This is a genomic window from Sporosarcina thermotolerans, from assembly GCF_042658975.1.
Classification (GTDB): Bacteria; Bacillota; Bacilli; order Bacillales_A; family Planococcaceae; genus Sporosarcina; species Sporosarcina thermotolerans.
Genome location: NZ_JBHSRM010000013.1, coordinates 199,672 through 225,967 on the forward strand (window position 1 = coordinate 199,672; position 26,296 = coordinate 225,967).

The window sequence follows — 26,296 nt, forward strand, 5'->3', positions numbered from 1 at the left end:
TCGTACCAAACTTAATCGATTATATTTTCCAATCCGTAAATTAGATCATTACGTCCTATTACATTTCGAATCGCCATCATGATGCCAGGCATGAAACTTTTTCTGCTTAATGAATCATGTCGGATTGTAAGCAATTCTCCTTCTCCCCCTAAAAGCACTTGCTGATGCGCAAGCAAGCCCGGTAGGCGGATACTATGGATCTTCATGCCTTCTACATCACCGCCACGGGCTCCCTCTAAGTGGATCTGTTCTTCTGGATGGCCTTGTATATGCGGAGGTCGATTTTCCATTATCATTTCCGCTGTTTTCACTGCCGTTCCTGATGGGGCATCGAGTTTTCTATCATGATGCATTTCCAATATTTCTACATCCCCTAAATAACGGGAAGCTTGAGCGGCAAACTTCATCATCAGTACTGCACCAATCGAAAAGTTAGGTGCGATGATTCCACCAGTTTTTGTCGTTTCCACCATTTCCGAAATCTGCTTTAATTCTTGCTTTGTTAAGCCTGAAGTTCCGACTACAGGATGTATACCCAAAGACAATGCATCTTTCACATTAGTAAACACTGCATCCGGATCCGTAACATCAAGAAGGACAGTAGGATGGTGTTCTTCAACTAATTTGGAGAGTGATGTGTAAATTGGGATTCCTTGTTTCTCTTCATTCACAGAAGCATTATGTAAATGCATTCCATCAAATTTATAGTCTAATGCTGCAACAACTTCAGCATCTACCGCTTCTTCAATCGCTTCGATAGCTGTAGTTCCCATTCTTCCTCTGGCACCCGCTATAGCTACTTTAATTTTCATCAATCAATGTTCTCCTTTCTAGTCCAACGGTTTGCATCACGATCGTTAAATTTCTTTAAAACCGATGTTAGTGCATCTTGAAGGTCAATTCCTTGTGAATTCGCAAAGCAGATGAGGACAAATAACAAATCCCCAGTCTCCTCCGCAAGGGATCCGATTTCTTCGCTCTCTTTTTTCTTTTTCATCCCGTGCACATGTTGTACTTCTCTGGAAAGCTCACCTAACTCTTCGGTAAGTCTTGCCATTAATTCCATTGGTGGAAAATACCCTTCCTCGAAACCCGATATATATTCATGGACCTCTTCCTGAAGACTTTTCAACGTTCTAGCTTGTTCCATTTGCTTCATTCTCCTTCATTTGCTATCGTATTCATTCATAGGACTGTTGTCAAAAAAACTGGAATCATAGATAATGTAAAATGTGCCAAGAAAGGTGGTTTTTCTATGTTTCGTGGAATAAAATTTAAAAATATATTCTTCATTATACTTGGAGCCGCAATTTTCAGTTTTGGGCTTGTGCACTTTAACATCCAGCATGAGCTTGCCGAAGGTGGCTTCACGGGAATTACACTTATCCTGCTATTTGCTTTTAATTGGGATCCTGCCATTATGAACCTTTTGTTGAACATTCCGATGTTCATCATTGGATGGAAGCTGTTAGGCAGAAAGGTGTTCATTTATACAGTGATTGGAACAGTCGCTGTGTCCGTCTTCCTGAAAATCTTCATGAAATACCAGTTCAATATACACCTTGAAGGTGATATGTTTCTTGTTGCTTTATTTGCCGGTGTTTTTATTGGGATCGGTTTGGGGATCATATTCCGATTCGGTGGAACAACTGGCGGTGTAGATATTATCGCACGTTTGGCGCATAAGTACATAGGCTGGAGCATGGGAAAGACAATGTTTTTGTTCGATGCGTTTGTTATTTTACTTTCCTGGGCAGTGTACTTGGACCATCGTTCCATGATGTATACGTTAGTCGCCCTTTTTGTAGGCGCCCGTGTCATCGATTTTGTCCAAGAAGGTGCCTATGCAGCAAGAGGTGCTTTTATTATTTCCGATTCCCAGGATGCCATCGCTTCCAAGATTACACTGGAAATGGATCGTGGCGTTACTGTTTTTAGAGGCTATGGACATTTCACAAAATCCGACAGGGAAATTCTTTATTGTGTAGTCGGAAAAAACGAAATCATGCGCCTGAAAAACATCGTGACAGCGATCGACCCACATGCTTTTGTTTCTGTAACTGAAGTTCACGACGTCCTTGGAGAAGGCTTTACGTTGGATGAGCAAAAACAACCGATAGAAAAATAATGACAATCGTCAAATTGAAAAACCCGACCATCCAAAGGTCGGGTTTTTGCTATTAGTCCCTGTTTGTGAAGATAAGAATAAGGCGTAGCAATTCAAGAACAGCGACTGCAGTAGCCGCCACATAAGTCATTGCCGCAGCACTTAACACTTTTTTCGCATGTGGTTCTTCTTCATTACGAATGATTCCGAATTCGACAATTTGGTTCATCGCACGACTGGATGCATTGAACTCAACAGGCAACGTTACAATTTGGAATAGAACTCCAACTGCCATTAAGACGATCCCGATGCCAAGCAAGGAATTCATACTTGAGAAGATTAGACCTATCATAATGAAACCCCATGAAGCATTGGATGTAATATTTGCAACAGGTGCCAATCGATGACGGAAACGTAAAAATGCATAAGCTTCTGCATCTTGGATTGCGTGTCCTACTTCGTGGGCTGCGATAGCTGTCCCCGCAACTGAAGCTTCATGGTAGTTCTGAGATGATAATGCGACCGTCTTCGTTAATGGATTGTAATGATCACTTAGAAAACCACTGCTTTCTACTACTTTCACATCTTGTAATCCATTTTTATCGAGAATGAGACGAGCCACTTCCGCACCCGACATACCGGATGTCGAACGTACCTTCGCATATTTTTTATACGTGCTTTTCACTTTGAATTGTGCATACAATGGTAGCAAAATGATGATACCGAGGTAAATCAAAAACATTCTTCCTATCCCTCCCTTTTCTCTATTTCTATTTTATAATGTACATCGAACAACCGCAACTTATTGATATTATACTATAACAGTTTTTCGTTTTACTCTTTTTCTCCAAACGATATAAGCCAATGTAATACAAGCGATGGAGAGCCAAAATGTAAAGTAACCAATTTGTTGCATATGCTTCATCAAATCATAGTAAATCGGCATTTGGCCAAATACATAATCGATGACGTCGTTATGCAAAGTCCAGATGGCGGCTATTACAATATGTTTGAAATCGAATTTATACATTCCACTATAAAGGATTGCTTGAACTGCCATTGCGAAATGCGATCCGATAAGCATCCAACCTACCTTATCGATTGAACCAAGCTCATTAAGTGTTAGAAGATTCATGACTACAGCCCATAATCCATATTTGACAAGTGTAATGAGAGCAAGTGCTTCAATCAATTTAAAATTTTTGCCAATCAGCCACCCAATAATAGCTATTGAAAAAAACAGGCTTGCGGTAGGACTGTCAGGTACAAATATCCAAAAAATAGGATCAGTCATTTCCAATTGCCACATATACCAGTCATAACCGTAAACTGTTCCAAAAATATTGACAAACAATAAAATCCATAAAAAAGACTTATGGGTCAAAATGAGCCATGCCATATTTTTAAGAGAACTCAAAGACATCTCTCCCATCACTTGTTTATATGTTATGTATAGCGGGAAAACAGTTTTACCCACATGAATTAGTATAGCAAAAAAGAGTCAGTCTCCTGACTCTTTTTATTTGTTAGTACTATTATTCAGATTTCAAGCTTTCAAGGAACTCAGCAAGTACTTGCAAGTCTTCCTCGGAGCCAGTCCACTGATTAGCTGGCATTGTCCCAATACCGTTATGAGCGATATCGATTATTTCGTCAGCAGTTAGTCCAGTATTAACTAGGGTTGGTCCAAGACCGCCTTCGAATTCACCGCCGTGACAGCTGATACATGATGAACCTGCGTAAATCTGATACCCTTCAGAATCTGGGTCAAATTGAACTTCTTCACGAATAGCACCTTGTGCTTTTGCTTTTTCCCAGTCATGGTTCACAACAGACTCATATGTCAAATAGAAGATTGCTGCGAATGCAAGAAGCATAAAGCCTGTCGGAAGAGGGCGTTTAAATGGACGACGCTCTTTCGATGTATCCATGAAAGGAACAAGCATTAATGCACCCACTGCCAATCCAGGGATAACGATAGCACCGATGACGTTATACGGTCCGGAAGCAAATTCATATTTCAGCAATTGATACATGAATAGGAAATACCAGTCAGGAACCGGTATGTATGTTGTATCCGTAGGGTCTGCTTGTCTTTCAAGCGGAGACGGATGGGCAACTGTAATGATTAAATACCCGATAAGGAAGATGGCACCAATCATCCACTCTTTCAAGAGGAAGTTAGGCCAGAATGCTTCTGTTTTACCTGGATATTCTGAGTAATCCTTCGGGACGTTCGGCATCTTACCTTCGGCTTTGATGCGCGAGTCACCAACAAATTTCATGCCTTTTCCGCGTTGCATTATGTCCCCTCCTTATTCTAATTTCAGACAATCAACAACAAAGTGGATGTTGATCTTATAGCGGTCCGGAGATACCTTGTCTTCTGATCATGATAAAGTGTGCTGCAAGCAACCCAAGCAAAGCAGCCGGTAGGAAGAATACATGAATCGCGAAGAAACGAGTCAAAGTTTGCGCACCAAGAATTGTAGAGTCACCTGCAAGAAGGATCTTGATCTGTTCACCGATAAACGGTACAGATGCGGCGATTTCAATACCAACCTTAGTTGCGAACAATGCTTTCATATCCCATGGCAATAAGTAACCTGTGAAACCAAGACCCAACATTGTAACGAAGATAAGAACTCCGACAATCCAGTTCAATTCACGAGGCTTTTTATACGAGCCTGTAAAGAATACACGCAGCGTATGTAGGAACATCATAACAATAACAAGAGACGCTCCCCAGTGGTGCATCCCACGCACAATTTCACCGAATGCTACTTCGTTTTGAAGGTAGTAAACGGATTTCCATGCATTTTCAATATCCGGGGTGTAATACATTGTAAGGAACATACCTGATAGAATCTGGATGACCGTTACGAAAAACGTCAAACCACCGAAACAATAGATGAATGCAGAAAAATGATGTGCAGGGTTTACGTGCTCAGGTACTTCATGGTCAGCGATATCCCGCCAAATCGGGGTGATATCCAACCGTTCGTCAACCCAATCATAAATTTTATTTAGCACTTCGGTCGTACCCCCTTACATTTTAAACTAATGTGTTTGGAACCGTTTTTCCAAGATAAACATAGCCATCCACAACATTTACCATATACTCATCGAGTGGTCCAAGTGGTGGAGATCCAGGTATGTTTTTACCGTTTTTCTCGTAACGTCCATTATGGCAAGGGCAGAAGAATTCATTCTTATGCTTCTCGTCCCCTTCCCAGCTCACCGTGCAACCAAGGTGTTTACAGACAGGAGAAAGTGCGATGACCGTATCGCCTTCTTTATAGACCCAAGCAGTGTTCGATACATCAGACTTGTACCATGCATCTTTACGATCTTTAATAGTAAAGTCAACACGTACAGGAGAATCGGTCAATTGATCCACTTTTTGCGGAGTTGGAATAAATTCACCTTCACTCTTTGGTTGCAATACTGGATCGACCGCAAATCGTACCATCGGCATTAACATAGCTGAAGCCATGAATCCGCCGACACCCATCAACGTATAGCTCAGGAATTGGCGTCTAGACACTTTGCTGCTCATCAGTTTCCCTCCTCTTACTCCAAAATCAGTCCAACGGACATACTTTTGCTAATTGTAATACTAGGACATATCTATGATATATCAATCGTAGTTTAAATTCAATCATGCGTTCCACTGTAAAAATAGAATGTGAACAATTCATGAATTTTACATTAATCATTTTAGAACAGCTATAATTAAAACTCATTATTTTCGAGAAATTATTTTTTATTTAAGTTAAACCGACCATTTCTCGATGAATTTCGGAAGCACCTGTCGTAATTGATCTTCAAGGATCGATTGACGTAACGAGGCTTCCATACTTTCGAGAGGGATGGAAGGCATCCATATAACTTGTCCAGGCAATTTTAGAGTTGACCACGCATGATCCGTCGTTAAGAAGAAAACATGCTTAAATGGTGTATCCGAAAATTCCAGTAATGTCGTTTTCGCCATACTTGGCAGATCCGTTGCGGATGAATAGCTGAATGGTGGAACAAACATCATGCGTCCTTTAAATTGAGTTTCAATTAGAGATGATAGATGCATGATAAATTCTGCCGAAGATGCACTTGCCTTCATATTATCCAATTTCAACTCAATTTTTACAAGCGGTATCACTAAAGTATCGATATATTCTTTCTGCGATAGATATGTATCCATGTCCTTGCCTGTCCAATTCATTTCAATTCCCCCTAAAAAAGTCAAGCAAATGACTCCATCAAGAAGATGGAGTCATTAGTCTTTTATAATTTTCATATCATTCAACATTGCTGATAGTACAAGAAAACGTTCCCGATCATTTGCATCAAGGGCTTCATCTACCCGTTTCATAAGTAGATCCAACGACATAGATGCGGCACTTTCCTCTAACAGTTTTTCGGCAATTTTCCGGTCCCTAGCACTTACTTGCAGTTCTGCAGGGAGAAATGGGTTTTCCTCCCGAACACTTGCATAATGCGGACACGTATTGCTATTAGGAAAGTTCAGCTGTATAAACATTTTTTCGTCCGGATGAAGTCGTAAATCATGAAATGACTTTTCTGCATCTGCCGTCATCAGATTGCCTTTGTAAAAACGAAATGGGATACTCTCGGAATTTATCGTGGAGATCACCATTGCGCGAGGACAGTAATGCACCTCATCCGTGAAGTGTACGTTTTGAAGAAGCTGTTCATGGCTTAGAAGATAGTTCAGAATCCAAACACATTCCCGACGCTTTAATTTATAGCGCTTTAAAAACCACCGAACAAAGTCTTTTTTGGCAGCGACAGGAACCATGGCTGTCATATCACACCTCCTTGTCATTCAACATTTCAAGAAAAGCGGCCCATTCATCATGCTGTGTTAGCGACACAAGCGTCTTAATTACCTCGATTGCTTCATCCCGTTTACCCTCATCCAAAAGGAATCTCGCGAATTTATCCAAAAATGATGGATCATCTTTCAATCCAGTATATGCCTTACGGTAAGATCGGTATGCATCGTCATATAGTTCCTCCCTTTCTAAAGCAAATGCTTTAAATGCGGAAAGGAGTGGGAGATCCATCTCTTCCTCTTTCATCTCAGCCAAAAGACCAAGGAGTTCCTCATCCTGCTCTCTTTCATTATAAATCGAAGCGAGTGTGATGATAGCATCAATATATTCAGGGTCAAGTGCAATGGAATGTTTTAAATGCTCCTCCGCTTCATCGGGAAGAGATAACTTTAACGCGGACTTTCCTGCAGCCAAGCGCAATTCTTTGTCGAATTCATCACGTGCAATGCCTTGAATGTATAACTCATAAGCTTTTTTGTCCTCACCCAATTGAGATTGGGCCTGCCCAGCAAGCATATAAGCAGAAAAATAATCCGGATCCATTTGTATAAGGTTTTCGAGTAATTGAATCGATCGTTCTGGTTGTCTGCTTTGATAGTACGCGTACGCAGCACCGAAAAGCGTATCAGGACTTTGCTCATCCACCAATAGATCCTCATAATAGGGCAGAGCTTCTTCATAAGCAGCGCCTGCACTAAATGTTTCTGCTATTCGAAGTGGGATGCTAATACCAGCTATCTCCTTGTTTCCCTCATTAAAAAGCTCGGAAAATAGCTTGGCAGCTTCGATATACCTTCCCGCGTCAAGTAAAAGTTCCGCATAAGCAAAGCGAATGACCGGCTCATATGGGGCTAATTCAATAGCCTCTTTCACCTTACCAAGTGCGGCTTCCGCCATGCCTATCATTTGATAGTAATCAGCTAATGCCATCAACGCTTGAACATATTCATCCTGGTCGGGCGTCACCTCAGATAACAAAAGCAACGCTTCGTCTTCATCACCAAGTTCAAGCAATGTAGATGCCCTATCGATTTTCAGTTGTGCTTCGTCCGGCATAACCTGACTCAACGTTTCATAAATATGATCCGCCTGGCCGATATAACCGTACTCAACCATTAACCCCGCAACATCATAGAGAAGGTCAAATTCCTCCATTTTTTCTGCACGATCAATTAACTCATTCATTAAGCGAATATCACCTTCAAAAATCGCTTTTTCAAATTCATGTAACTGGTTCATATTTTCACCTGTTCCTTCATGTTGTATACATTAGGAAAATTATTCATCCTCACCTTTTTTGATGAGATCAGATAATTGTTCAAAGAAATTCGGGTAGGATATTGCGATGCAGGAAGGATTTTCAATTTCGACTGGCCCTTCTGTTATAAGTGCCGCTATGGCTGCCATCATACCTAATCGATGGTCGCCATAGGATTTCAAATTTGATCCCTTTAGTGGAGTTGGTCCTTTAATGATCATTCCATCTTCCGTCGCTTCTATTTCTGCCCCCAATTTAATCAACTCATTGGTAACTGCAGCGATACGATCTGTTTCTTTCACGCGTAGTTCCTCTGCATCCTTAATGATCGTTACGCCTTCAGCCTGTGTTGCCAGTAATGCAATAATAGGCAATTCATCAATTAGTGTCGGGATAATATCCCCTTCAATCACTATTCCTTTTAATTGTGAATTGGAAACCCTTATTATACCATATGGCTCCTCGTTTTCCCCGTATTGTTCAAGAATCTCTACCGAGGCTCCCATTTTCTCCAAAACTTTGATGATTCCGGTTCTCGTTGGATTCAGTCCGACATCTATGAACTTAATGGAGCTTCCTTTTATCATAGCCGCCGCCGCCATGAAAAATGCAGCGGAAGATATATCCCCAGGAACGACTACATCTGTTCCCTTCAATTCTTGACCGCTTTGTAAACTTACTGCATTTCCGTCTTGTTGGATATTCGCTCCAAATTGTTTGAACATACGTTCTGTGTGATCTCTTGATATTGCAGATTCTCTTACGACTGTGATTCCTTCGGCATTTAAACCAGCAAATAGGATTGCAGATTTCACCTGTGCACTTGCTACGGGCATTTCATAATCGATCCCCTTTAATGCCCCACCTTTAATAGAAAGTGGTAGGAAGTCACCTTCGCTAGCTCCTGAAATTGAAGCTCCCATTGCCTGCAAAGGATTTGTCACTCTTTTCATCGGCCTTTTTGACAGTGAGTCATCCCCTGTCAAAACGGAGTTGACTGATGAGCCCGACAATATACCAAGTAATAATCTTGCGGTTGTACCTGAATTACCTGCATACAATTCGCCTACGGGTGTTTTCCACTGATGAATTCCAGGACTTTCAATCAATACATCGGTTCCATTCCGCTCTATGGAGACGCCCAATTGCCTAAAAATATCGATTGTCCGTAAACAATCTTCCCCTTCAAGAAATCCCTTAACGGTCGTCTTTCCAGTAGCAATTGATCCCAACATGATTGCCCGGTGAGATATGGATTTATCTCCCGGGACTTTTAACGAACCTGCTACAACCGGCTTATCGAACTGTATTGTTTTCAATTCACCCACAGTCATCAACCCCTTTTAAAGAATATGCATGCTATAGTCAGTCGTTCTTGAGAGAACAGCCCTTGCTGCTTTGCGATCATCTGTATTCTGGAAACTGATCACAAGAATTCCATACACATCTGTTCTCGTTTCTACAATTCGGATATTCGTAATGCTGATTTGTTCATCGGCAAGTATTTTCGTAATTTCTGATATGACACCTGGATGATCGGGAATATCGATATGTAAGTCAAATGTCATATACAGGGCCCCTTGTAGAGCTCCTTCAGAAGTTGAAGGCAATCGGTCCCTGAATTTCTTAGCATCTTCAAAGAACCGGAAAATTAGCTCCGGGTCATTTTCGAATATAAGTGTTCGGATAGACTCCATTTCCTGTAACCATCCATCAAGTTGGATTAATAATTCTTCACGATTTTGCATTGTTATGTCGCGCCACATAGTAGGATCAGCCGAGGCGATACGCGTTAAATCACGGAAACCTCCGGCTGCCAGTTTTTTAACGAATGGTTGCTGTTTTTCCTGATCAGCCAGTCTACCTACAAGTGAAGATGCGATTATATGTGGGAAATGACTAACGATGGCAGTCATTCGATCATGCTCATCAGCATTTAATACAACAATTTTCCCTTTTGTTGGTTGCAGTAAGTTTGATAATTGATTGATTTGTTCTGAACTTGCACCCTCATGAGGTGTCAAAATATAATAGGCATTTTCGAATAAATGCTCTTTCGCCGCTGAGATACCACTCTTATGGGATCCTGCCATTGGATGGCCTCCAATGAAAGTTAGTCCCTTATCGGTGAGAACCTTTGCAGCTTCCATAATAGGTTTTTTCGTACTTCCTGTATCAGATATGATGACCCTATCCTTGAAATCCCATAAGGACGCCTCTTCTAACAATACAGCTGTAGTATTAACTGGAGTTGCAAAGATAATGACATCTGCTTTTTCACAGGCGGATTTAGCGGATGGAGCAATCGAGTCGATTATCCCACGTCGGTAAGCTTCATCCGCTGTTGCGTAAGATCGGTCAAACCCTATGATATGTATATCTTGTTTACTGCGTTTTAGAGCAAGGCCAAGGGAGCCCCCTATTAGCCCAAGTCCCACGATTGCAACGTTTTGCGTCATATTTATCTACCTTTTTCTTTTAATAGAAGATCGAATGCATGAAACACTCCTGTATTCTGCTCTTCTGTACCTATTGTGATTCTAACATGCATTGGTGTACCTAATGCATTGCCACTTCGAACGATAAATCCTTTTTTCAATAGAAATTCCGATGCTTCATCTGCGTCCATTGGAACTTCCATTAACACAAAATTCGTTTGCGAATCATATACATGGAGGCCATTCAGTGAAGCATACGCCATGTAGCGCTCTCGTTGAACCTGGTTCTTCTGACGGCACTCTTCTATGAAACCGTCGTCTTCAAGAGCTACATTTGCAACAGCTAGTGCAAGTGAATTATTATTGAACGGGTTACGTACTTTATTCAATTCTGTAATAATTGCGGGAGAGCCAATTGCATAACCAAGTCGGAAGGCAGCCAACCCATACGCCTTAGAAAATGTTCTAAGTACTAAAATATTCGGAAACTGATCCAATAGGCGAATTGAATCAGTATGATGTGGATCGGTCACATATTCAAAATAGGCTTCGTCTAAGACTACAAGGATATTTTCTGGAACCTTGCTTAAAAACTCAATCAATTCTTCACTTGGTATTAAATTACCAGTAGGATTGTTTGGGTTGCAGATCCAAATGACTGCGGTTCGTTCATTGACCGCTGATAGGAATGCATTGAGGTCATGAAGGCCATCGACCAAAGGGATCTCTATAAAATCTGCTCCCTCAATTTTTGCATTATGTGCATATTGTGGAAATGTTGGAGCTGGCATAATTGTGTGGGTGTTATCATCAAGCAAAGCCCGTGAAATAAGTGAAATAATTTCATCTGAGCCGTTCCCGAAAAGAATGGAAGCTTCATCCACACTGTGTTTAATAGCCAATTTACTTCGAAGATTTGTTGCATGACCGTCAGGATAAATTTGAAACGGCATAGAAGAACTTGTTAAAAACTCCGTTACTGATGATGCACAGCCGTAAGGATTCTCGTTTGAAGCTAATTTTACGACTTCTTTCAGATTGTATAAATCCTTAACCTCCTCAATCGATCTTCCAGGTTTATAAGGTTTCATTTCTTTCAGGGCTTCTTTCCATTTCATATGAATTCCTCCAGTCTTTGTGTGTTTATTGTTGCAAGTCGGGACGAAGCTTAACCGCTTCACTATGATAAATATGTCGAATATCTTTTTGCGAAATTTCACTGTTTACATGCATAAGAACTCTTATGCAAAGTGGCATGGAACCTTGAACGTCCATTTCATGCGTACACATGACAGGGACAAACTTCCAACCATCCAACGTTCTTACCGCCTTAGCTGGAAAGGCTGATTTTACGTCCCGAGTCGTTGAAATAATAACCGAAATAATGTCTTCCGGGTCTACACCATTCGATTTAGCCATTTCAATCACCAAAGTCCTTGTTGCTTCGTGGACACTTTCCATATGATCCGATTCTACTGTGGTAGCTCCCCTAATCCCTCTAACTGTCATTCTTATTTCCCCCTAATCTAGTCTAAGCTGCAACTCATTAAAGACACGTTTGCATTCTATTTCTGTAACTTTCTGTACAAAAGGGATGCCTACTTCTTTTAGCACAATAAAATTCATCTCGCCAAATGTTGCTTTTTTATCTTTTTTCATATAGAACAAAAACTCGTTGAATGAATGATTTAAGACTGGTTCAAATGAATAACCATTCTTTTTGGCAAAGTCAATGAAATGGTTAGTAAATGAAGAATCTATATTGCCGTATTTCTCACTTAGAATAAAACTATAAGCCATGCCAATTATGACACTTTCTCCATGACTAAGACCGCCGAATCCGCAAACAGCTTCTACAGCATGACCAAACGTATGGCCGAAGTTTAGATATTTTCGAATAGAATGTTCAAACTCATCAGCTGCAACAATATCCGCCTTCACTTGAATCCCCTTTAAGAGTTCTGTTGAAAGCCACTCTATAGATGGATTGGAAAAATTTCTTTCTTCCATTAACTGATTCGCCCAGTTTGCATCTGTAATAAATGCATGTTTTATCAATTCCGCCATCCCTGAACGAACCTCTCGCGAAGGTAATGTTTTTAGTAAGGCTGTATTGAATAATACAGCTGAAGGTTGGTGAAAGGAGCCAACCATATTCTTCCCTTCCGGCAGATTGATGGCAGTCTTGCCGCCTACAGCGCTATCATGGGCTAGTATAGTTGTCGGGCATTGTATGAACCGGATTCCTCTCATAAATGTCGCAGCGACAAATCCGGCTAAGTCTCCACAGGCCCCTCCTCCAAATGCAATCACCAATGAATTCCGGGTGAAATTCTCCTGCAGCAAAAACGATTGACATTCAATATAGACCATTGAAGTTTTACATTTTTCACCTGCTGGAACAATTTTGACGCTTGGAGATACTCCTGCATTTTCCAAAGCTTCAAGAAGAACTGGTAAATGATTGGTTGCAACCACATCATCAGCAATAATCCCGATCCTGTCAGCTGTATTCAGCAGCTCTCTGAAATCGGATGAAAAAAGTTCATAAACATGGTCTCCCACATGCACATCATATTGAGCATTCGGTAATTGAACGGTCAGTTTCCCCATATTAGAACCCCTTCACATATTCTTTATACCGATTGATTTCGTCCTTTAAGCCATCCATCGTATCAGAACGGAATTCATCCATGATTGCTTTAGCTACTTCAGTTGCGATGACATGTTCCGCGACTACAGAGGCTGCAGGCACAGCACATGGATCGGATCTCTCAATCGTTGCTACAAAAGGTTCTTTTGTTTCAATATCAACACTTTCAAGCGGCTTATATAAAGTAGGTATTGGCTTCATGACTCCCCTAATAACGATTGGCATTCCGGTTGTCATACCACCTTCCAGCCCCCCAAGTCTATTCGACTTTCGGTAGTAACCAAGTTCTTCCGACCAAGCAATCTCATCATGGACCTCGCTTCCGGGGTTTTGAGCCATCTTAAAGCCCATTCCAAATTCAACACCTTTAAAAGCATTGATACTCATCATAGCTCCAGCAAGTCTGCCATCCATTTTACGGTCGAACTGAACGTAGCTGCCAATCCCAGGCGGGCATCCTTCCACAACAACCTCCACGACGCCTCCAAGTGTATCCCCGCGGCCTTTGATATCATCAATTGCCGCAACCATCTTGGAAGAAGCAACTTCATCCGCACAATATACTGGGTCTTGCTCAATGATTTCACGGATTTCATCAACGTTTAAAGCTGCATATGATTCAGGATCAGTTGTTATTCCACCGATTTCTGTAACATGTGCAACTGTCTTTATCCCAAGTTGACGAAGGAACTGCTTGGCTACTGCGCCTATCGCAACCCGCATCGTCGTTTCCCTTGCGGAAGACCTTTCCAATACATTTCGTAAATCACGATGACCGTATTTCATGCCTCCTACAAGATCTGCATGACCTGGTCGCGGGCGAGTAATCCGTCTCTTAATATCCTCAGGATTGATATCGTCCGGAAGTGGTTCAATCCCCATAATATTTGTCCAGTGCTTCCAATCATCATTCATAACGGTAAGTGTTACTGGCGATCCTAAAGTCAAGCCATGCCTTACACCAGATGTAATGAGTACCTGATCCTTTTCAATCTGCATTCTTCGGCCACGCCCATGACCGCCTTGGCGTCTTTTCAATTCTGTATTGATCATTTCTACAGTTAAAGGCATTTGAGCTGGTAACCCTTCAATAATTGCTGTCAATTGAGGACCATGTGATTCTCCTGCTGTAAAAAACCTCATTCCAAACTCCTCCTTTTCTCTCTCTTTTAAAGGTTGGATAAATATCCGCTTCATAGCACCTTATCAGAGTATAGCAATTTTGACTATAGTTATTATAAAAAAAATCTGGATTATTGCTACAAAAAGAATATCACTTCTTCTTGTAGAAAAAAGTCTCCACAGGCTCAAGACCATATTTAGATGGGGTGAATATTTGTTCTGTACTCCCAACAAAAAGAATCCCCCCAGGTTTTAGAGCCTTAGCAAAGTTTATGTACAGTTGTTCTTTAGCTTTATCAGTAAAATAGATCATTACGTTACGACAAATAATAAGGTCAAATCCGTACCCGTATGGATCGTTCAGTAAATTATGTTGTTTGAATTTAACGGTTCGCTTAATTTCATCTACTACTTGATAATGTTGACCTTGATTTATAAAGTAACGATCCAACAACTTTTGTGAAAGTTCTTTTAGTGATCTTTCGGTATAAAGACCGACACTCGCCTTATCCAAGACACTTGTATCAAGGTCAGTTGCTAAAATGGAAATATCTTTAAGTGGTAAATGCGATGATAAAACCATGGCGAGCGAGTAAGGTTCTTCTCCTGTAGAACACGCAGCACTCCAGGCTTTCAAATTTTTATTCATGGAAAGAAGTTCTGGAAGAATTATTTTATCGAGCACTTCCCAGCGCTGGGAATTACGATAGAATTCCGATACATTGATTGTTATCCTATCTAAAAACTCCTCTAATAATTGCAGATCATTATGTATAGCTAAATAATACTCGGTAAAATTGGAATACCCTCTTTTTTCATAAAGTGAAGTAATTCTTCTTTTCATTTGAGCCTCTTTATACATGGATAGATCTATCCCAGTTTTGTTCTTTATATGAAAAATGAAGTTGGTGTAATCTGACAATCGTATCCCCCCAATACCAACTTTTTTCTATTATACCGAAAAACACAGTAAAATTGGTAAACAAAAACAGCCACGCATTATTTTGCATGACTGTTTTTAAAGTTGACGTTAATAATCTTTTATTAGTTGATCCAGCTAACCATTGATTTGTCATAGCTGACAAGCTCTTCTTCTTTAAAGAAAAGGTTGATTTCACGAACTGCAGATTCTGGTGAGTCAGAACCATGGATAATGTTTTTGCCAACTGTTACTGCGAAATCTCCACGAATTGTTCCAGGAGCTGATTCCTTAGGGTTTGTTGCACCCATCATCAAACGTGCTGTAGAAATGACATTCTCACCTTCCCAAACCATTGCAAAAACTGGGCCAGAAGTGATGAACTCTACAAGCTCTCCAAAGAATGGACGCTCTTTATGCTCGCCGTAATGTTGTTCTGCAAGCTCTTGGGAGATTTGCATCAATTTACCGCCAACTAACGTGAATCCTTTACTTTCGAAACGGCTTACAATCTCACCGATCAAGTTACGTTGTACGCCATCAGGTTTTACCATTAAAAATGTCTTTTCCATTTATAACACTCCTTCATATATGTATCGGATTTTATCCTTACCGATCGTACCAAACAGAAGCCAATCTTTCAACTAGCAACCCTTCAATCAGAACTTTCTTTTGCCGATAAATGCCGCGATTTGAAGTAAGGCTTTCTTTGCGTCACCATCCGGCAATGATTGAACTTCTGAAATCGCCTTTTTAAGGTACAGTGCACTTACTTCCTGAGCCTTCTCTACTGCGCCAGATTGACGAATATAGCGAAGCATTTGAACACGCTCCTCCTCTGTCAATGTACCATCAAAAGAGCGAATTAAAAATGGTTGGAATTCGGGATTATCTTTTATGTATAATGTCGGCAATGTAATATGACCATTCAGCAAGTCACTACCAGCAGGTTTACCTAACTTTTCATCAGTCGATGTGATATCCAAAATGTCATCGACAATCTGAAAAGCCATACCTGCAAAATAACCGAATCGTTTCAGCTTTCCTACAGTATCTGCACTTGCATTTGATACAAGCGCGCCTAATTCACAGCTGGATGATAATAATAGTGCCGTTTTCCTTTTGATACGGCGTAAATAATCTCGAAATGTTTGGTCCGTTCTTTGCTGATATTCAAGCTGAATGATTTCCCCTTTGCAAATTTCCAACATTGTTTTAGCCAATAGTTGATGAACAGTTTGCATCTCGATTTCTCCGATGGAAACGAGCGCACGGGAAAAGATATAGTCACCAGTATACATCGCAATCCTATTATTCCACCTTGACTTAACCGTCTCAAAACCTCTACGGAAGTCGGAGTCGTCGATGACGTCATCATGGACAAGGGAAGCCATGTGAATAAGTTCCAAAGATACTGCAACCTTTGCTACATTTTCCATCGAATATTCACCGAATTTTGATGAAAGTATAACAAAAATCGGTCGTATCCTTTTTCCTCCAGCCCGCAATAAATGTAAGGAAGCTTGTCGGATGACCGGGGAAGAGGAGTCAACGGATTTTTCAAGTTCCTTTTCGATATATGACAGATCCTTCCGGAAATCTGCGTAGAGCGACATTAACTTCAATTTCTCCAAGATGATTACCTTCCCCTACCTGCAATTATTTGAAAGCGATATGCCCTGCTGCTGCACCACCGCTATATTTCTTGAATGACACTTCCCGAAAACCGGCGTCAACAAACATTTGCGCAAGTTGTTTCGCTCCGGGGAAATCATCTGCCGATTCTTGAAGCCAAGAGTATTCTTTATAACTTTTCGCAAAAATTTTACCGAATAACGGCATGATGTATTTAAAATAAAAGCGAAACATTTGACGGTAAACCGGAATTTCTGTTTGAGAGGTTTCCAAACACGCTGCCATGCCTCCCGGTTTAAGAACCCTGTGTAACTCCCTCAATACTTGTTCATAATCAGGCACATTACGTAAACCAAATCCTATTGTTACATAATCGAAGCTATTATCCTCGAATGGCAGCTCCATTGCATTTCCTTGAATGAGATTGATGGAGGGATATCCTTGCACTTTAGGCCGTGCAGATGCGAGCATCCCTTCACTGAAATCAAGGCCTGTTACACTACCCTCTTTACCGACTGCTTCCGCTAATGCAATCGTCCAATCTCCTGTTCCACAACATACATCTAAAGCTCTTGAATGAGGTTTAACATTCATGCGCTTCATAATATCGTTTCGCCATTTTTTGTGTTGATTGAAGCTGATGACTGAATTCATCTTATCATAGTCATCTGCGATTCTTTCGAAGACGTGATGGACTTTCTTTTCTTTGGATGTCTCCATATGTCTTCCCTTCTTTCCTTAGAGAGGCTTTCCTGATAAAGGATGTGCCAACCTATGTATTTCCTGCTTTAAAAATGGAGCTAAAAAGTCGGCATTTACAAGTTCATTCCTCATCTTTGAGGACAATATTGAAATTGCCGATTCAATCTCTTCCTTTTTCAGCCTGTTTGTTGATCGATCCCAATTGCAGTTAACACCTTTTGTCAACTGTTTGAAATACCAAATTAGACACAATGCAGTTTCAGATATCGTTTTATATTTTGTAAAACCATATCTCTGTTGGAATTCACCAATGCAACCCGATTCAATTACAGTCATCGAGTCAATATGCCAACATGTATCTTCAACAGTTTCCATGAATAGATCTGTTTTAACCTCGTTGATACGACCTATCATTTCCGACATCGCTGTAATAAATTCGAAATCAGGAATAGATGATAATAAACGATAATGGATTCCACTGAAATGATCTCCGGATAATACCATAAGCTGCTGTTTTTTCGCAGAGGCATCAAGTAGGTCAACCCGATCATGTATATCAAATGCAGCATGAACAGCACCAACAGCAATGGCTGATATATTCAGCATTGGTGACCAATTTTCGCCATTCAGCAATGGCAAAAGAAGGAAGAAGGCTTTCGCTTCATCCAAAGGCATCTTTCCAAGTTCCCTATAAACAATCGGTTCTTGGATTGATTGCTCAACTTTCTTTATATAATTTTCGACGTATCGATTAATTGTTAGTCTGTCCATCTTCGGTTCTCCATTCAAAGACAATGTGAAAGGTCGATCCGTTATGATTTATTCTTTCCCATCGCTGTAAACAATACCATGCGCGGAGTGAATTTCTGCCTTGCCACGTATTTTCATGGCGGATGTATGTTCAGTGAATTGGGCAATCATTACTTCTCCACGATCCAATTTTTCGGTGTGATGAAATTTTGTATCATTGCCTCTAGTAAGTCCAATGACATTTACTCCGTCTTCTTGCGCTTTTATAACGATAAAATCAGGTTGTGGCATATTTTCATCTCCCGTCATTCATATACAATTCATCATATCATAGAAATGAATTGAACCGCAAAGTCATCGGTCTTATTTAAGAAGAGACAGAATTTCTGCTCTTTTCACATCATCGTGTTCATAAATTCCTCGAGCTACTGTTGTTACAGTTTTAGCTCCAGGCTTTTTGATCCCTCTCATAGTCATGCACATATGTTCAGCCTCAATTATTACGTAGACGCCGATTGGATTTAGCATTTCCATCATTGCGTTGGCAACGGTGGAGGTGATTCTTTCTTGCAGTTGTGGTCTTTTAGCGGTCGTTTCCACGGCTCTTGCGAGTTTGCTAAGCCCAGCAACTACTCCATTTCGTGGTATGTATGCGATATGTGCGTGTCCGAAGAACGGTACCAGGTGATGTTCACACATTGAATGAAATGGTATGTCTTTTACCAATACCACTTCATCATGATTTTCATGGAATACTGTTTCGAAATATTGTCGGGGGTCTTTATCCAGTCCTTCGAATACTTCGGCGTACATTTTAGCTACACGTTTCGGTGTGTCGAGCAACCCTTCCCGCCCGGGGTCTTCCCCTACGGCTTCAAGAATCATCGTTATTGCTTTTTCTATTTTTTCAAGATCCATCTGAGACATATTGATAACCTCCCTAACCCAATCAATGCTATTCCTTCAAAGATAGTAGCACACTCCCACCAATACGTACAGTTGATAGATTCGACGAATGTACCGTTGCTTTACGTTTCAGGCGGACGCTTTCCGTGGGCACGGCTTCAATCTCCTCGTCGCTTCGCTCCTGCGGGGCTTTCAGCTCGCGCTGTTCCCACCGGAGTCGGCGCCTTCCACTTCAAGCAACTGGAGTTACCAACTCATTAGTTCAGCTTATCAAAAATGAAAAGGAGTCCGCCACTATGATCTGGTTAGCCAGATGTAGCGGACGGACTCCTATGTAAACTTAAAGATTACTTAACAGCATCTTTAAGCGCTTTACCTGCTTTGAACGCAGGAACTTTGCTTGCAGCAATTTCGATTTCCTCACCAGATTGAGGGTTACGTCCTTTACGTGCAGCACGCTCACGCACTTCAAAGTTACCGAAACCGATCAATTGTACTTTATCACCATTAGCAAGTGCTGATTGGATTGTATCGAAAACAGCTTCAACCGCTTTAGTAGCATCTTTCTTAGTCAATTCTGCCGCTTCAGCAACTGAGTTGATCAATTCTGTTTTATTCACACCATTCACCTCCTCTCAAAGGTAAATTACATTTGCTTTTAAAAGAGTAACACACTAAAAACCGCGGTGCAACAATATTATCGACGTTTAGCTTGGATTTTGTTCAATTTCGGTAAAAAAAGAAAAAGACCCGTGAAATACGGATCTTTTAAGGTTCTTTCGACTTATTGAAAGCTCTATTTTTTAAACGATAAATGTTATCATGCCTTTATTACCATCGTTGACCATCTGCTCAATTGTTTCGCGTAGGCGTTTTCGCGCATTTGGTGGAACGGAAGACGTTTTAAAGCGGATGCTTTCCTTCATCACTTCGTGCAATGGTGTACCGAAGAGCTGTGTCTGCCATAAGGCATCCCTGTCATGAAGATAGGCATTCTTTAATTCCTTCAGCAAATGATGGCTATGGAATTCCGAACCGATAAGCGGTGCGAACTCCGCATCCATATCGATACGGATAATATGAAGCGATGGTGCAGACGCCTTCATTCGTACACCATAGAAATTATTTTCTTTAATAAGTTCAGGTGGCGATGGTTGGAAATCATCAATTGTCGGCAATGCAACACCATAACCGCTTTTCTTCGCAGTATCAATCGCTTCTGCGTACATATCATATGACCTTTTGGCTTTTACAGCATCTTTGACGAAAAGGAGCCAATCCTTTTTCGTTTTCATCTCCTGTTGCATGATTTCTTCGCAAATCTCACGGAATGCTTGTTCATCCATCACAATATTGACTGTCGCTTTACCCTTTCCTGCATCGACATCAACAACTTCAGCATGCCGTACAAACCTTTCATCCTTCAATCGTTCAGCAAGCTCTTGAATTTTACGGATTTTAGAAGCTTCGAGGAATCCTTCATTGATAACTTTGTCAATAGCTGCATTCAACTCATGATCCGAACCAAGCACGTCCATCCAGTCAGGCTTTTGCAATTCGATATCCGTGATAGGGAATTCGTAAAGTGCCTCTTTTAGGATAAGTTGGATTTCTTGGGCGTTTAATTGGTCCGCGCTAATTGCGATTACAGGGACCCCGTGTTTTTCATGCAACTGATCCTTTAAAGCTACTGTTCTTTCATTGGCAGGCATTTTCGAATTCAGGACAATGACAAAAGGCTTCCCAATATCCTTCAACTTCCCGACAATTTCTTCTTCAGCAACTTCTGCTGCCGCTCGTGGAATGTTGTTAACCGTTCCATCAGTTGTTACAAGAATGCCGATTGTTGCATGGTCTCGGATAACTTTGTCCGTTCCGATTCGAGCCGCCTCTTCAAACGGTATCGGTTCATTATGCCAAGGAGTATGGACAAATTTCGGACCATCTTCATCCTCATATCCTTTCACTCCGTCAATCACATAACCGACACAATCAGCGAGCCTAACTTGAAAGGACAATTCCCCATCCCCGATGGATACTTGGGTACCTTGTGCGGGGACGAATTTCGGTTCAGACGTCATAATAATCGGACCTGGCGAGCTTTGAGGCAATTCGTCCTGCGCCCTTGCCCTATCGCCTGCATCCGTCATATTCGGTATGACCACCTCCTCCATCACCCTTTTGACGAATGTCGATTTACCGACACGTACAGGGCCGACAACACCGATATAAATATCCCCATCCGTTCGTCTTGCAAGATTTTCATATAACTCCTCTTTCATACTTAGCCCTCCTTTTTTAGCGCATATTAGTTTATGTAAATGAAAAACGTTTCATGCTAAAAACACATGAAACGTTTTAGATACTCTATGAAATTATTTCTTTTTCATAAACACCGGTTCATTTTGATCATTTACAGTATATGGCAATGAATAGGCCGGTACGATGGGAAAGTCATCAGAAAGAAGATGCCTTATGTCTTCTCCTTCATTGACATTCGGTTTCTTCTCTTGAAGAATTCTGTTCAGATCGATAGAGTAGTCCACATAAAACTTCCCATCCCCACCGACAACAATCGGAAGTAATGCGTCAGAATACGGGCTTTCTATCTTTAAAGGGTCTTTAAAACCCATAGCTTCGAAATCTATCTCATAAACATTTTCACCGACAGCTTCTTTAAAAGGCAGCTTTCCGTTTATATGTTTACGTAAGTTCAGTTCACGTATTCGTTCAGCAATTCGTAAATCTACTAGTTTAACGGTTGGATTTTCATCTACATCCATTAATACATATTGATAAATTCCCCCCGTCTCAAATGCATTGGATGGAATTTTTTCCGTATATGCTGGAACAAGCTTTGAAAACTCAATTGGATACTTTATGTACTGATCTGTTTCATTTTCCCTTGTCTTAATAGGTAATAATCCGCCAGTGTTTTCCTTATAAGCATTAACTGCCTTTTGAATCGTTTCAATTTGATCTTTATACGGGATTTCCCTTTTTTCTTTTTCATCACCAGGATACATGCAGCCAGATAAAATCATCATGAAAAATAGCGAAATTAATAATGTTAATCTTTTTTGAATCCCCCTCATCTTGCTCCTCCTGTTGGCCCGCTGAATACAAGATAAACCATAGCGAAAAAAGAAAATATCAATAACGCATACGCGATTAGGGCAAAAATGAATTTCAATAATTTGTTCGAAATCTTATGTCGGCTAACATAGATGAGTCCCATGGAAATCGCCATGAAACCCATCGCATAAAACGATAGCCACATTTTATCCAAAGAGGACAAAAGGATCATCCTTTCGTGTCATAAGGGACATCTATTATTTATAAAAAATATCTTCTATCTCTTGTTTTTTCATTCTGTTCATTAATTGATCCACCGCTTCTTTCGGTGGAACACCTTCAAATAGGACTGAATACAATGCCTCTGTTAAAGGCATTGAAACATCATATTGAATGGATAGCTGATGAGCAGCTTTTGTTGTTCGAATTCCTTCGATGACCATTCCCATTCCGGAAACAACTTCCTCAATTGACTTACCTTGGCCCAAAAGGCTACCTGCTTTCCAGTTACGTGAATGGACACTCGTACATGTGACAATTAAATCACCTAATCCCGTCAGGCCTGAGAACGTAAGAGGGTTTGCACCTATTTTCATGCCAAGTCGAGTGATTTCCGCAAGGCCACGGGTTATTAAAGCCGCCTTTGCATTGTCTCCATAGCCAATACCATCAATGATACCAGCAGCAAGCGCAATTATATTTTTCAAAGCTGCACCTAATTCAACACCGATTAAGTCATCGTTCGTGTAGACACGGAAATATTGATTCATAAAAAGGTCTTGAACCTGTTCTGCGGCTTTTTGATCATTTGATGCCGCGGTAACCGTTGTCGGTTGGCGAAGGACAACTTCCTCTGCATGGCTCGGACCTGAGAGTGCCACGATTGAACGAAGTTTATTCGGATTGATCTCTTCCTCAATCATTTCAGAAATGCGCTTCAATGTATCCGGTTCGATTCCTTTCGAAACATGTATAATCAGTTTTGGTGTGTCGGTTAACTTATCAATTTGCTTCGAAATTTCCCGAATAGCCTTAGTCGGCACTGCAATGACAAGGATTTCAGCATGTTGTATAGACCCCTTTAAGTCAGTTGTCGCCTTCAAATTACCGGGCAATGAAATGCCTGGCAAGTACACAGAATTCGTATGCATTTCATTAATTTCATTAGCTTGTTCAGACCTTCTTGTCCATAAAAGACAATCATGTCCATTTTCTGCAAGAACGAACGCGATAGCGGTTCCCCAACTGCCTGCTCCTAATACAGAAACGTTTTCCAATAATTCCACCTCTTTTTAATCAGCTTCTTGCTCTTGTAATAAGACGTATAGGTGTACCCTCGAAGCCAAATGATTCCCTCAAGCGATTTTGCAGGAAGCGTTCATATGAAAAATGCATGAGTTCAGGTTCATTGACGAAAACAATGAAGACTGGAGGCTTTACAGCCACTTGCGTTGCATAATAGATACGCAGTCTACGGCCTTTATCTGATGGAGCTGGATTACGCGCCACAGCATCTTCAATCACTTCGTTCAACACGCTTGACTGGATGCGTAATGCGTGGTTTTCACTTATCATTTTAATGGTATCGAATAAAGTCGTAACACGTTGTTTCGTTTTCGCAGAGACGTAGGCGATCGGAGCGTAATCTAAGAACAGGAAATTCTTTCGGATATCCTCATTGAATTTGTTCATCGTCTTGTCGTCTTTTTCGATAGCATCCCATTTATTCACGACAAACATGACTCCTTTTCCTGCTTCTTCTGCATATCCGGCAATACGCTTATCCTGTTCACGTATCCCTTCCTCACCATTTATAACAATTAACACGACGTCTGAACGGTCTATTGCTTTTAATGCTCGTAAAACACTATACTTCTCCATGTTCTCATACACTTTACCCTTTTTGCGCATTCCGGCAGTGTCGATGATCTTGTACTTTTGCCCTTCGTACTCATAGGAAGTATCAATTGCATCTGTTGTCGTTCCTGCTACATCGCTGACGATGACCCGTTCTTCTCCAAGCAATGCGTTCACTAAGGACGATTTGCCAACATTCGGTCTACCTATCAATGAAAAACGGATGACGTCATCCTCTATGACTTCTTCCCCAGGTTCCGGGAAACTGGCTGCAACTGCATCAAGCAGATCACCCAGCCCGATACCGTGTGATCCAGAAATCGGATATGGGTCGCCAAAACCAAGCGAATAAAAGTCATAGATCATATCACGCATATCTGGGTTATCGATTTTATTTACAGCGAGAACGATAGGTTTCTTTGTTTTGTAAAGGATTTTGGCAACATGCTCGTCTGCGTCGGTTACACCTTCACGTCCGTTAGTCAAGAAGATGATGACATCGGCTTCTTCGATTGCGATTTCAGCTTGTGCCCTGATTTGTTCAAGGAATGGCTCATCGCCAATATCGATGCCACCCGTATCGATTAGATTAAAATCATGGGAGAGCCAGTCAGCGGAGCTATATATCCGGTCTCTCGTTACGCCAGCTACGTCCTCGACGATTGAAATACGTTCTCCGACGATTCGGTTGAAGATAGTCGATTTTCCGACATTCGGTCTTCCAACGATTGCAACAGTTGGTTTACTCATTATTTAACACCCTTCCAATATATCTCTTGTGTATTATACACAAAAAAGATGATGATGCCTATGTAAGCACCATCACCATATGAATCGTAATTCAATCATCTGTTCAAAAATTAGTCAAACTTACTCAGTAAATTTTTTGAGTTGGTCTCCGATGACGTCGCTTAGGGAGAATCCTGTTTCTTCTTTCATCTCGTAATCGCCGTATGAATTGTCTTCTTCTTCTTTTTCCACCAAATCTTTAATGCTGAGAGAGAGTCGCTTATCGTCTGCATTGACTTCTACCACTTTGACGTCAACTGTTTGACCTTCTTGCAAGACCTCGTGAGGTGTTCCGATATGCTGATGAGAGATGCGTGAAATATGAACAAGTCCTTCCACACCCGGGAATACTTCTACAAACGCACCGTAGGAAACGAGACGTTTAACAGTACCCTGCAACACGGATCCTCTTGGAGCACGATTTTCGATATCTTCCCATGGTCCAGGCAATGTTTCTTTGATCGACAAGGAGATACGCTCGGAATCACGATCTACTGAAAGCACCTTGACGTTTACTTTGTCTCCTTCTTTCAGGACATCTGAAACTTTTTCGACATGTTCGTGTGAAAGTTGTGAAATATGGACTAACCCATCAACTCCACCAATATCGACAAAAGCACCGAACGAAGCGATACGCTGTACTGTCCCTTCCAGAACTTGACCCTCTTTTAGTTCAGTAAGGATTTCATCTCTTTTATTCGCTTTCGCTTCCTGTAGGACGGCACGATGAGAAAGGATCAGGCGGTTTTTCTCCTTGTCCATTTCCACAATTTTGAATTCCATTGTACGTCCTTTATAGTCTTCGAACGACTCAACAAAATGATCTTCAACAAGGGACGCCGGGATAAACCCACGTACACCAAGATCTACTACAAGTCCACCTTTTACAACGTCCTTAACTTCTGTTTCAATTGTTTGTTGGTTGTTAAACATCTCTTCAAGAGAATCCCATGCATTTTCTGCATCCACTTTTCGCTTCGATAAAACATAGTTTTCATCTTCCACTTTTGTGATAAGCAATTCAAGTTCATCTCCGACTTGCACTGCATCTGATGCTTTTTCAATGTGAAGGCTTGACAGTTCGCTAATTGGGATGACACCGTCAAACGGCGCACCAGAAATTTCGACCATCACCGATTTATCCTCGATTTTTGTCACCTTACCAGTTACACGGTCACCTTCTTTATAACCGTTCAATTCATCCAAATTCATCTCTTCAGTCATATGTA

General features: G+C 41.1%; 31 protein-coding genes. 1 reads left to right on the forward strand and 30 read right to left on the reverse strand.

The features are described from left to right. Positions 1-11 precede the first annotated feature (11 nt). Complete coding sequence (gene dapB / locus ACFPZG_RS08790) at positions 12-812, reverse strand: 4-hydroxy-tetrahydrodipicolinate reductase (protein ID WP_317940241.1); 801 nt, start codon at positions 810-812, stop codon at positions 12-14. After that, positions 812-1,150, reverse strand: coding sequence for a nucleotide pyrophosphohydrolase (locus tag ACFPZG_RS08795; protein WP_317940032.1), 339 nt, complete (start codon positions 1,148-1,150; stop codon positions 812-814). Before ACFPZG_RS08795 ends, dapB begins: the two co-directional genes overlap by 1 nt. Before the next feature lie 105 nt (positions 1,151-1,255). Between ACFPZG_RS08795 and ACFPZG_RS08800 the strand changes: the two genes are divergently transcribed. Continuing rightward, positions 1,256-2,128, forward strand: a complete 873-nt coding sequence (locus ACFPZG_RS08800) for a YitT family protein (protein WP_317940033.1) — start codon at positions 1,256-1,258, stop codon at positions 2,126-2,128. Positions 2,129-2,180: 52 nt separating this feature from the next. On the opposite strand, the gene ACFPZG_RS08805 is transcribed toward ACFPZG_RS08800, so the two are convergent. The 28 genes from ACFPZG_RS08805 to rpsA form a co-directional block, all read right to left on the reverse strand. Next, entirely contained in the window at positions 2,181-2,849 is a 669-nt protein-coding gene (locus ACFPZG_RS08805) for a zinc metallopeptidase (RefSeq protein WP_317940034.1), read from the reverse strand. 69 nt (positions 2,850-2,918) lie between these two features. Next, positions 2,919-3,530 carry a lipoprotein heptaprenylglyceryl N-acetyltransferase LhaT gene (lhaT, locus tag ACFPZG_RS08810; protein ID WP_381427191.1) on the reverse strand — a complete coding sequence of 204 codons (612 nt, stop codon included), beginning with the start codon at positions 3,528-3,530 and terminating at the stop codon, positions 2,919-2,921. 112 nt (positions 3,531-3,642) lie between these two features. Then, a complete protein-coding gene (locus ACFPZG_RS08815) occupies positions 3,643-4,410 on the reverse strand; it encodes a menaquinol-cytochrome c reductase cytochrome b/c subunit (protein WP_317940035.1) in 768 nt (255 codons plus the stop codon). A 55-nt stretch (positions 4,411-4,465) separates the two neighbouring features. Then, a complete protein-coding gene (gene qcrB / locus ACFPZG_RS08820; protein ID WP_060208191.1) occupies positions 4,466-5,140 on the reverse strand; it encodes a menaquinol-cytochrome c reductase cytochrome b subunit in 675 nt (224 codons plus the stop codon). A gap of 22 nt (positions 5,141-5,162) precedes the next feature. Further along, positions 5,163-5,669: a QcrA and Rieske domain-containing protein gene (locus tag ACFPZG_RS08825; RefSeq protein WP_283734632.1), complete on the reverse strand. Its 507-nt coding sequence runs from the start codon at positions 5,667-5,669 to the stop codon at positions 5,163-5,165. A gap of 213 nt (positions 5,670-5,882) precedes the next feature. Then, entirely contained in the window at positions 5,883-6,329 is a 447-nt protein-coding gene (locus tag ACFPZG_RS08830) for a DUF2487 family protein (RefSeq protein WP_283731850.1), read from the reverse strand. Between the two features lie 54 nt (positions 6,330-6,383). Further along, positions 6,384-6,935: a ReoY family proteolytic degradation factor gene (locus ACFPZG_RS08835; protein ID WP_317940036.1), complete on the reverse strand. Its 552-nt coding sequence runs from the start codon at positions 6,933-6,935 to the stop codon at positions 6,384-6,386. 1 nt (position 6,936) lies between these two features. Further along, positions 6,937-8,202, reverse strand: coding sequence for a tetratricopeptide repeat protein (locus tag ACFPZG_RS08840; protein ID WP_317940037.1), 1,266 nt, complete (start codon positions 8,200-8,202; stop codon positions 6,937-6,939). Positions 8,203-8,241: 39 nt separating this feature from the next. After that, positions 8,242-9,549: a 3-phosphoshikimate 1-carboxyvinyltransferase gene (gene aroA / locus ACFPZG_RS08845; RefSeq protein ID WP_381426765.1), complete on the reverse strand. Its 1,308-nt coding sequence runs from the start codon at positions 9,547-9,549 to the stop codon at positions 8,242-8,244. 15 nt (positions 9,550-9,564) lie between these two features. Further along, complete coding sequence (locus ACFPZG_RS08850) at positions 9,565-10,680, reverse strand: prephenate dehydrogenase (RefSeq protein ID WP_283731847.1); 1,116 nt, start codon at positions 10,678-10,680, stop codon at positions 9,565-9,567. Between the two features lie 2 nt (positions 10,681-10,682). Continuing rightward, positions 10,683-11,777 (reverse strand): histidinol-phosphate transaminase, encoded by a 1,095-nt coding sequence (gene hisC, locus ACFPZG_RS08855; RefSeq protein ID WP_317940039.1) that lies wholly within the window; start codon positions 11,775-11,777, stop codon positions 10,683-10,685. A 25-nt stretch (positions 11,778-11,802) separates the two neighbouring features. Then, positions 11,803-12,168, reverse strand: a complete 366-nt coding sequence (gene aroH / locus ACFPZG_RS08860; RefSeq protein ID WP_317940040.1) for a chorismate mutase — start codon at positions 12,166-12,168, stop codon at positions 11,803-11,805. A gap of 12 nt (positions 12,169-12,180) precedes the next feature. After that, a complete protein-coding gene (aroB, locus tag ACFPZG_RS08865) occupies positions 12,181-13,272 on the reverse strand; it encodes a 3-dehydroquinate synthase (RefSeq protein ID WP_283731846.1) in 1,092 nt (363 codons plus the stop codon). Position 13,273: 1 nt separating this feature from the next. Next, positions 13,274-14,455 (reverse strand): chorismate synthase, encoded by a 1,182-nt coding sequence (gene aroC, locus ACFPZG_RS08870; RefSeq protein WP_317940041.1) that lies wholly within the window; start codon positions 14,453-14,455, stop codon positions 13,274-13,276. Positions 14,456-14,585: 130 nt separating this feature from the next. Then, entirely contained in the window at positions 14,586-15,356 is a 771-nt protein-coding gene (locus tag ACFPZG_RS08875) for a CheR family methyltransferase (RefSeq protein WP_283734630.1), read from the reverse strand. A 122-nt stretch (positions 15,357-15,478) separates the two neighbouring features. After that, positions 15,479-15,925, reverse strand: coding sequence for a nucleoside-diphosphate kinase (ndk, locus tag ACFPZG_RS08880; RefSeq protein ID WP_283731845.1), 447 nt, complete (start codon positions 15,923-15,925; stop codon positions 15,479-15,481). Between the two features lie 87 nt (positions 15,926-16,012). Continuing rightward, positions 16,013-16,987 carry a polyprenyl synthetase family protein gene (locus ACFPZG_RS08885; protein WP_283731844.1) on the reverse strand — a complete coding sequence of 325 codons (975 nt, stop codon included), beginning with the start codon at positions 16,985-16,987 and terminating at the stop codon, positions 16,013-16,015. Between the two features lie 25 nt (positions 16,988-17,012). Beyond that, complete coding sequence (locus ACFPZG_RS08890; RefSeq protein ID WP_317940042.1) at positions 17,013-17,708, reverse strand: demethylmenaquinone methyltransferase; 696 nt, start codon at positions 17,706-17,708, stop codon at positions 17,013-17,015. Between the two features lie 18 nt (positions 17,709-17,726). Beyond that, a complete protein-coding gene (locus ACFPZG_RS08895) occupies positions 17,727-18,461 on the reverse strand; it encodes a heptaprenyl diphosphate synthase component 1 (RefSeq protein ID WP_317940043.1) in 735 nt (244 codons plus the stop codon). Between the two features lie 48 nt (positions 18,462-18,509). Then, positions 18,510-18,731, reverse strand: a complete 222-nt coding sequence (gene mtrB, locus ACFPZG_RS08900; RefSeq protein WP_283731840.1) for a trp RNA-binding attenuation protein MtrB — start codon at positions 18,729-18,731, stop codon at positions 18,510-18,512. Positions 18,732-18,803: 72 nt separating this feature from the next. Then, complete coding sequence (folE, locus tag ACFPZG_RS08905) at positions 18,804-19,367, reverse strand: GTP cyclohydrolase I FolE (protein ID WP_317940044.1); 564 nt, start codon at positions 19,365-19,367, stop codon at positions 18,804-18,806. Positions 19,368-19,693: 326 nt separating this feature from the next. Beyond that, positions 19,694-19,966, reverse strand: a complete 273-nt coding sequence (locus ACFPZG_RS08910) for an HU family DNA-binding protein (protein WP_301245008.1) — start codon at positions 19,964-19,966, stop codon at positions 19,694-19,696. A 183-nt stretch (positions 19,967-20,149) separates the two neighbouring features. After that, positions 20,150-21,628: a stage IV sporulation protein A gene (gene spoIVA / locus ACFPZG_RS08915; RefSeq protein WP_283731838.1), complete on the reverse strand. Its 1,479-nt coding sequence runs from the start codon at positions 21,626-21,628 to the stop codon at positions 20,150-20,152. Between the two features lie 93 nt (positions 21,629-21,721). Continuing rightward, entirely contained in the window at positions 21,722-22,441 is a 720-nt protein-coding gene (locus ACFPZG_RS08920) for a hypothetical protein (RefSeq protein WP_317940046.1), read from the reverse strand. Continuing rightward, positions 22,438-22,644, reverse strand: a complete 207-nt coding sequence (locus tag ACFPZG_RS08925; RefSeq protein WP_283731837.1) for a DUF2768 domain-containing protein — start codon at positions 22,642-22,644, stop codon at positions 22,438-22,440. Before ACFPZG_RS08925 ends, ACFPZG_RS08920 begins: the two co-directional genes overlap by 4 nt. 34 nt (positions 22,645-22,678) lie before the next feature. Beyond that, positions 22,679-23,698, reverse strand: coding sequence for an NAD(P)H-dependent glycerol-3-phosphate dehydrogenase (locus ACFPZG_RS08930; RefSeq protein ID WP_283731836.1), 1,020 nt, complete (start codon positions 23,696-23,698; stop codon positions 22,679-22,681). Between the two features lie 19 nt (positions 23,699-23,717). Then, positions 23,718-25,028 carry a ribosome biogenesis GTPase Der gene (der, locus tag ACFPZG_RS08935; RefSeq protein ID WP_283731835.1) on the reverse strand — a complete coding sequence of 437 codons (1,311 nt, stop codon included), beginning with the start codon at positions 25,026-25,028 and terminating at the stop codon, positions 23,718-23,720. Positions 25,029-25,148: 120 nt separating this feature from the next. Continuing rightward, positions 25,149-26,291 (reverse strand): 30S ribosomal protein S1, encoded by a 1,143-nt coding sequence (rpsA, locus tag ACFPZG_RS08940; protein WP_317940047.1) that lies wholly within the window; start codon positions 26,289-26,291, stop codon positions 25,149-25,151. Positions 26,292-26,296 lie beyond the last annotated feature (5 nt).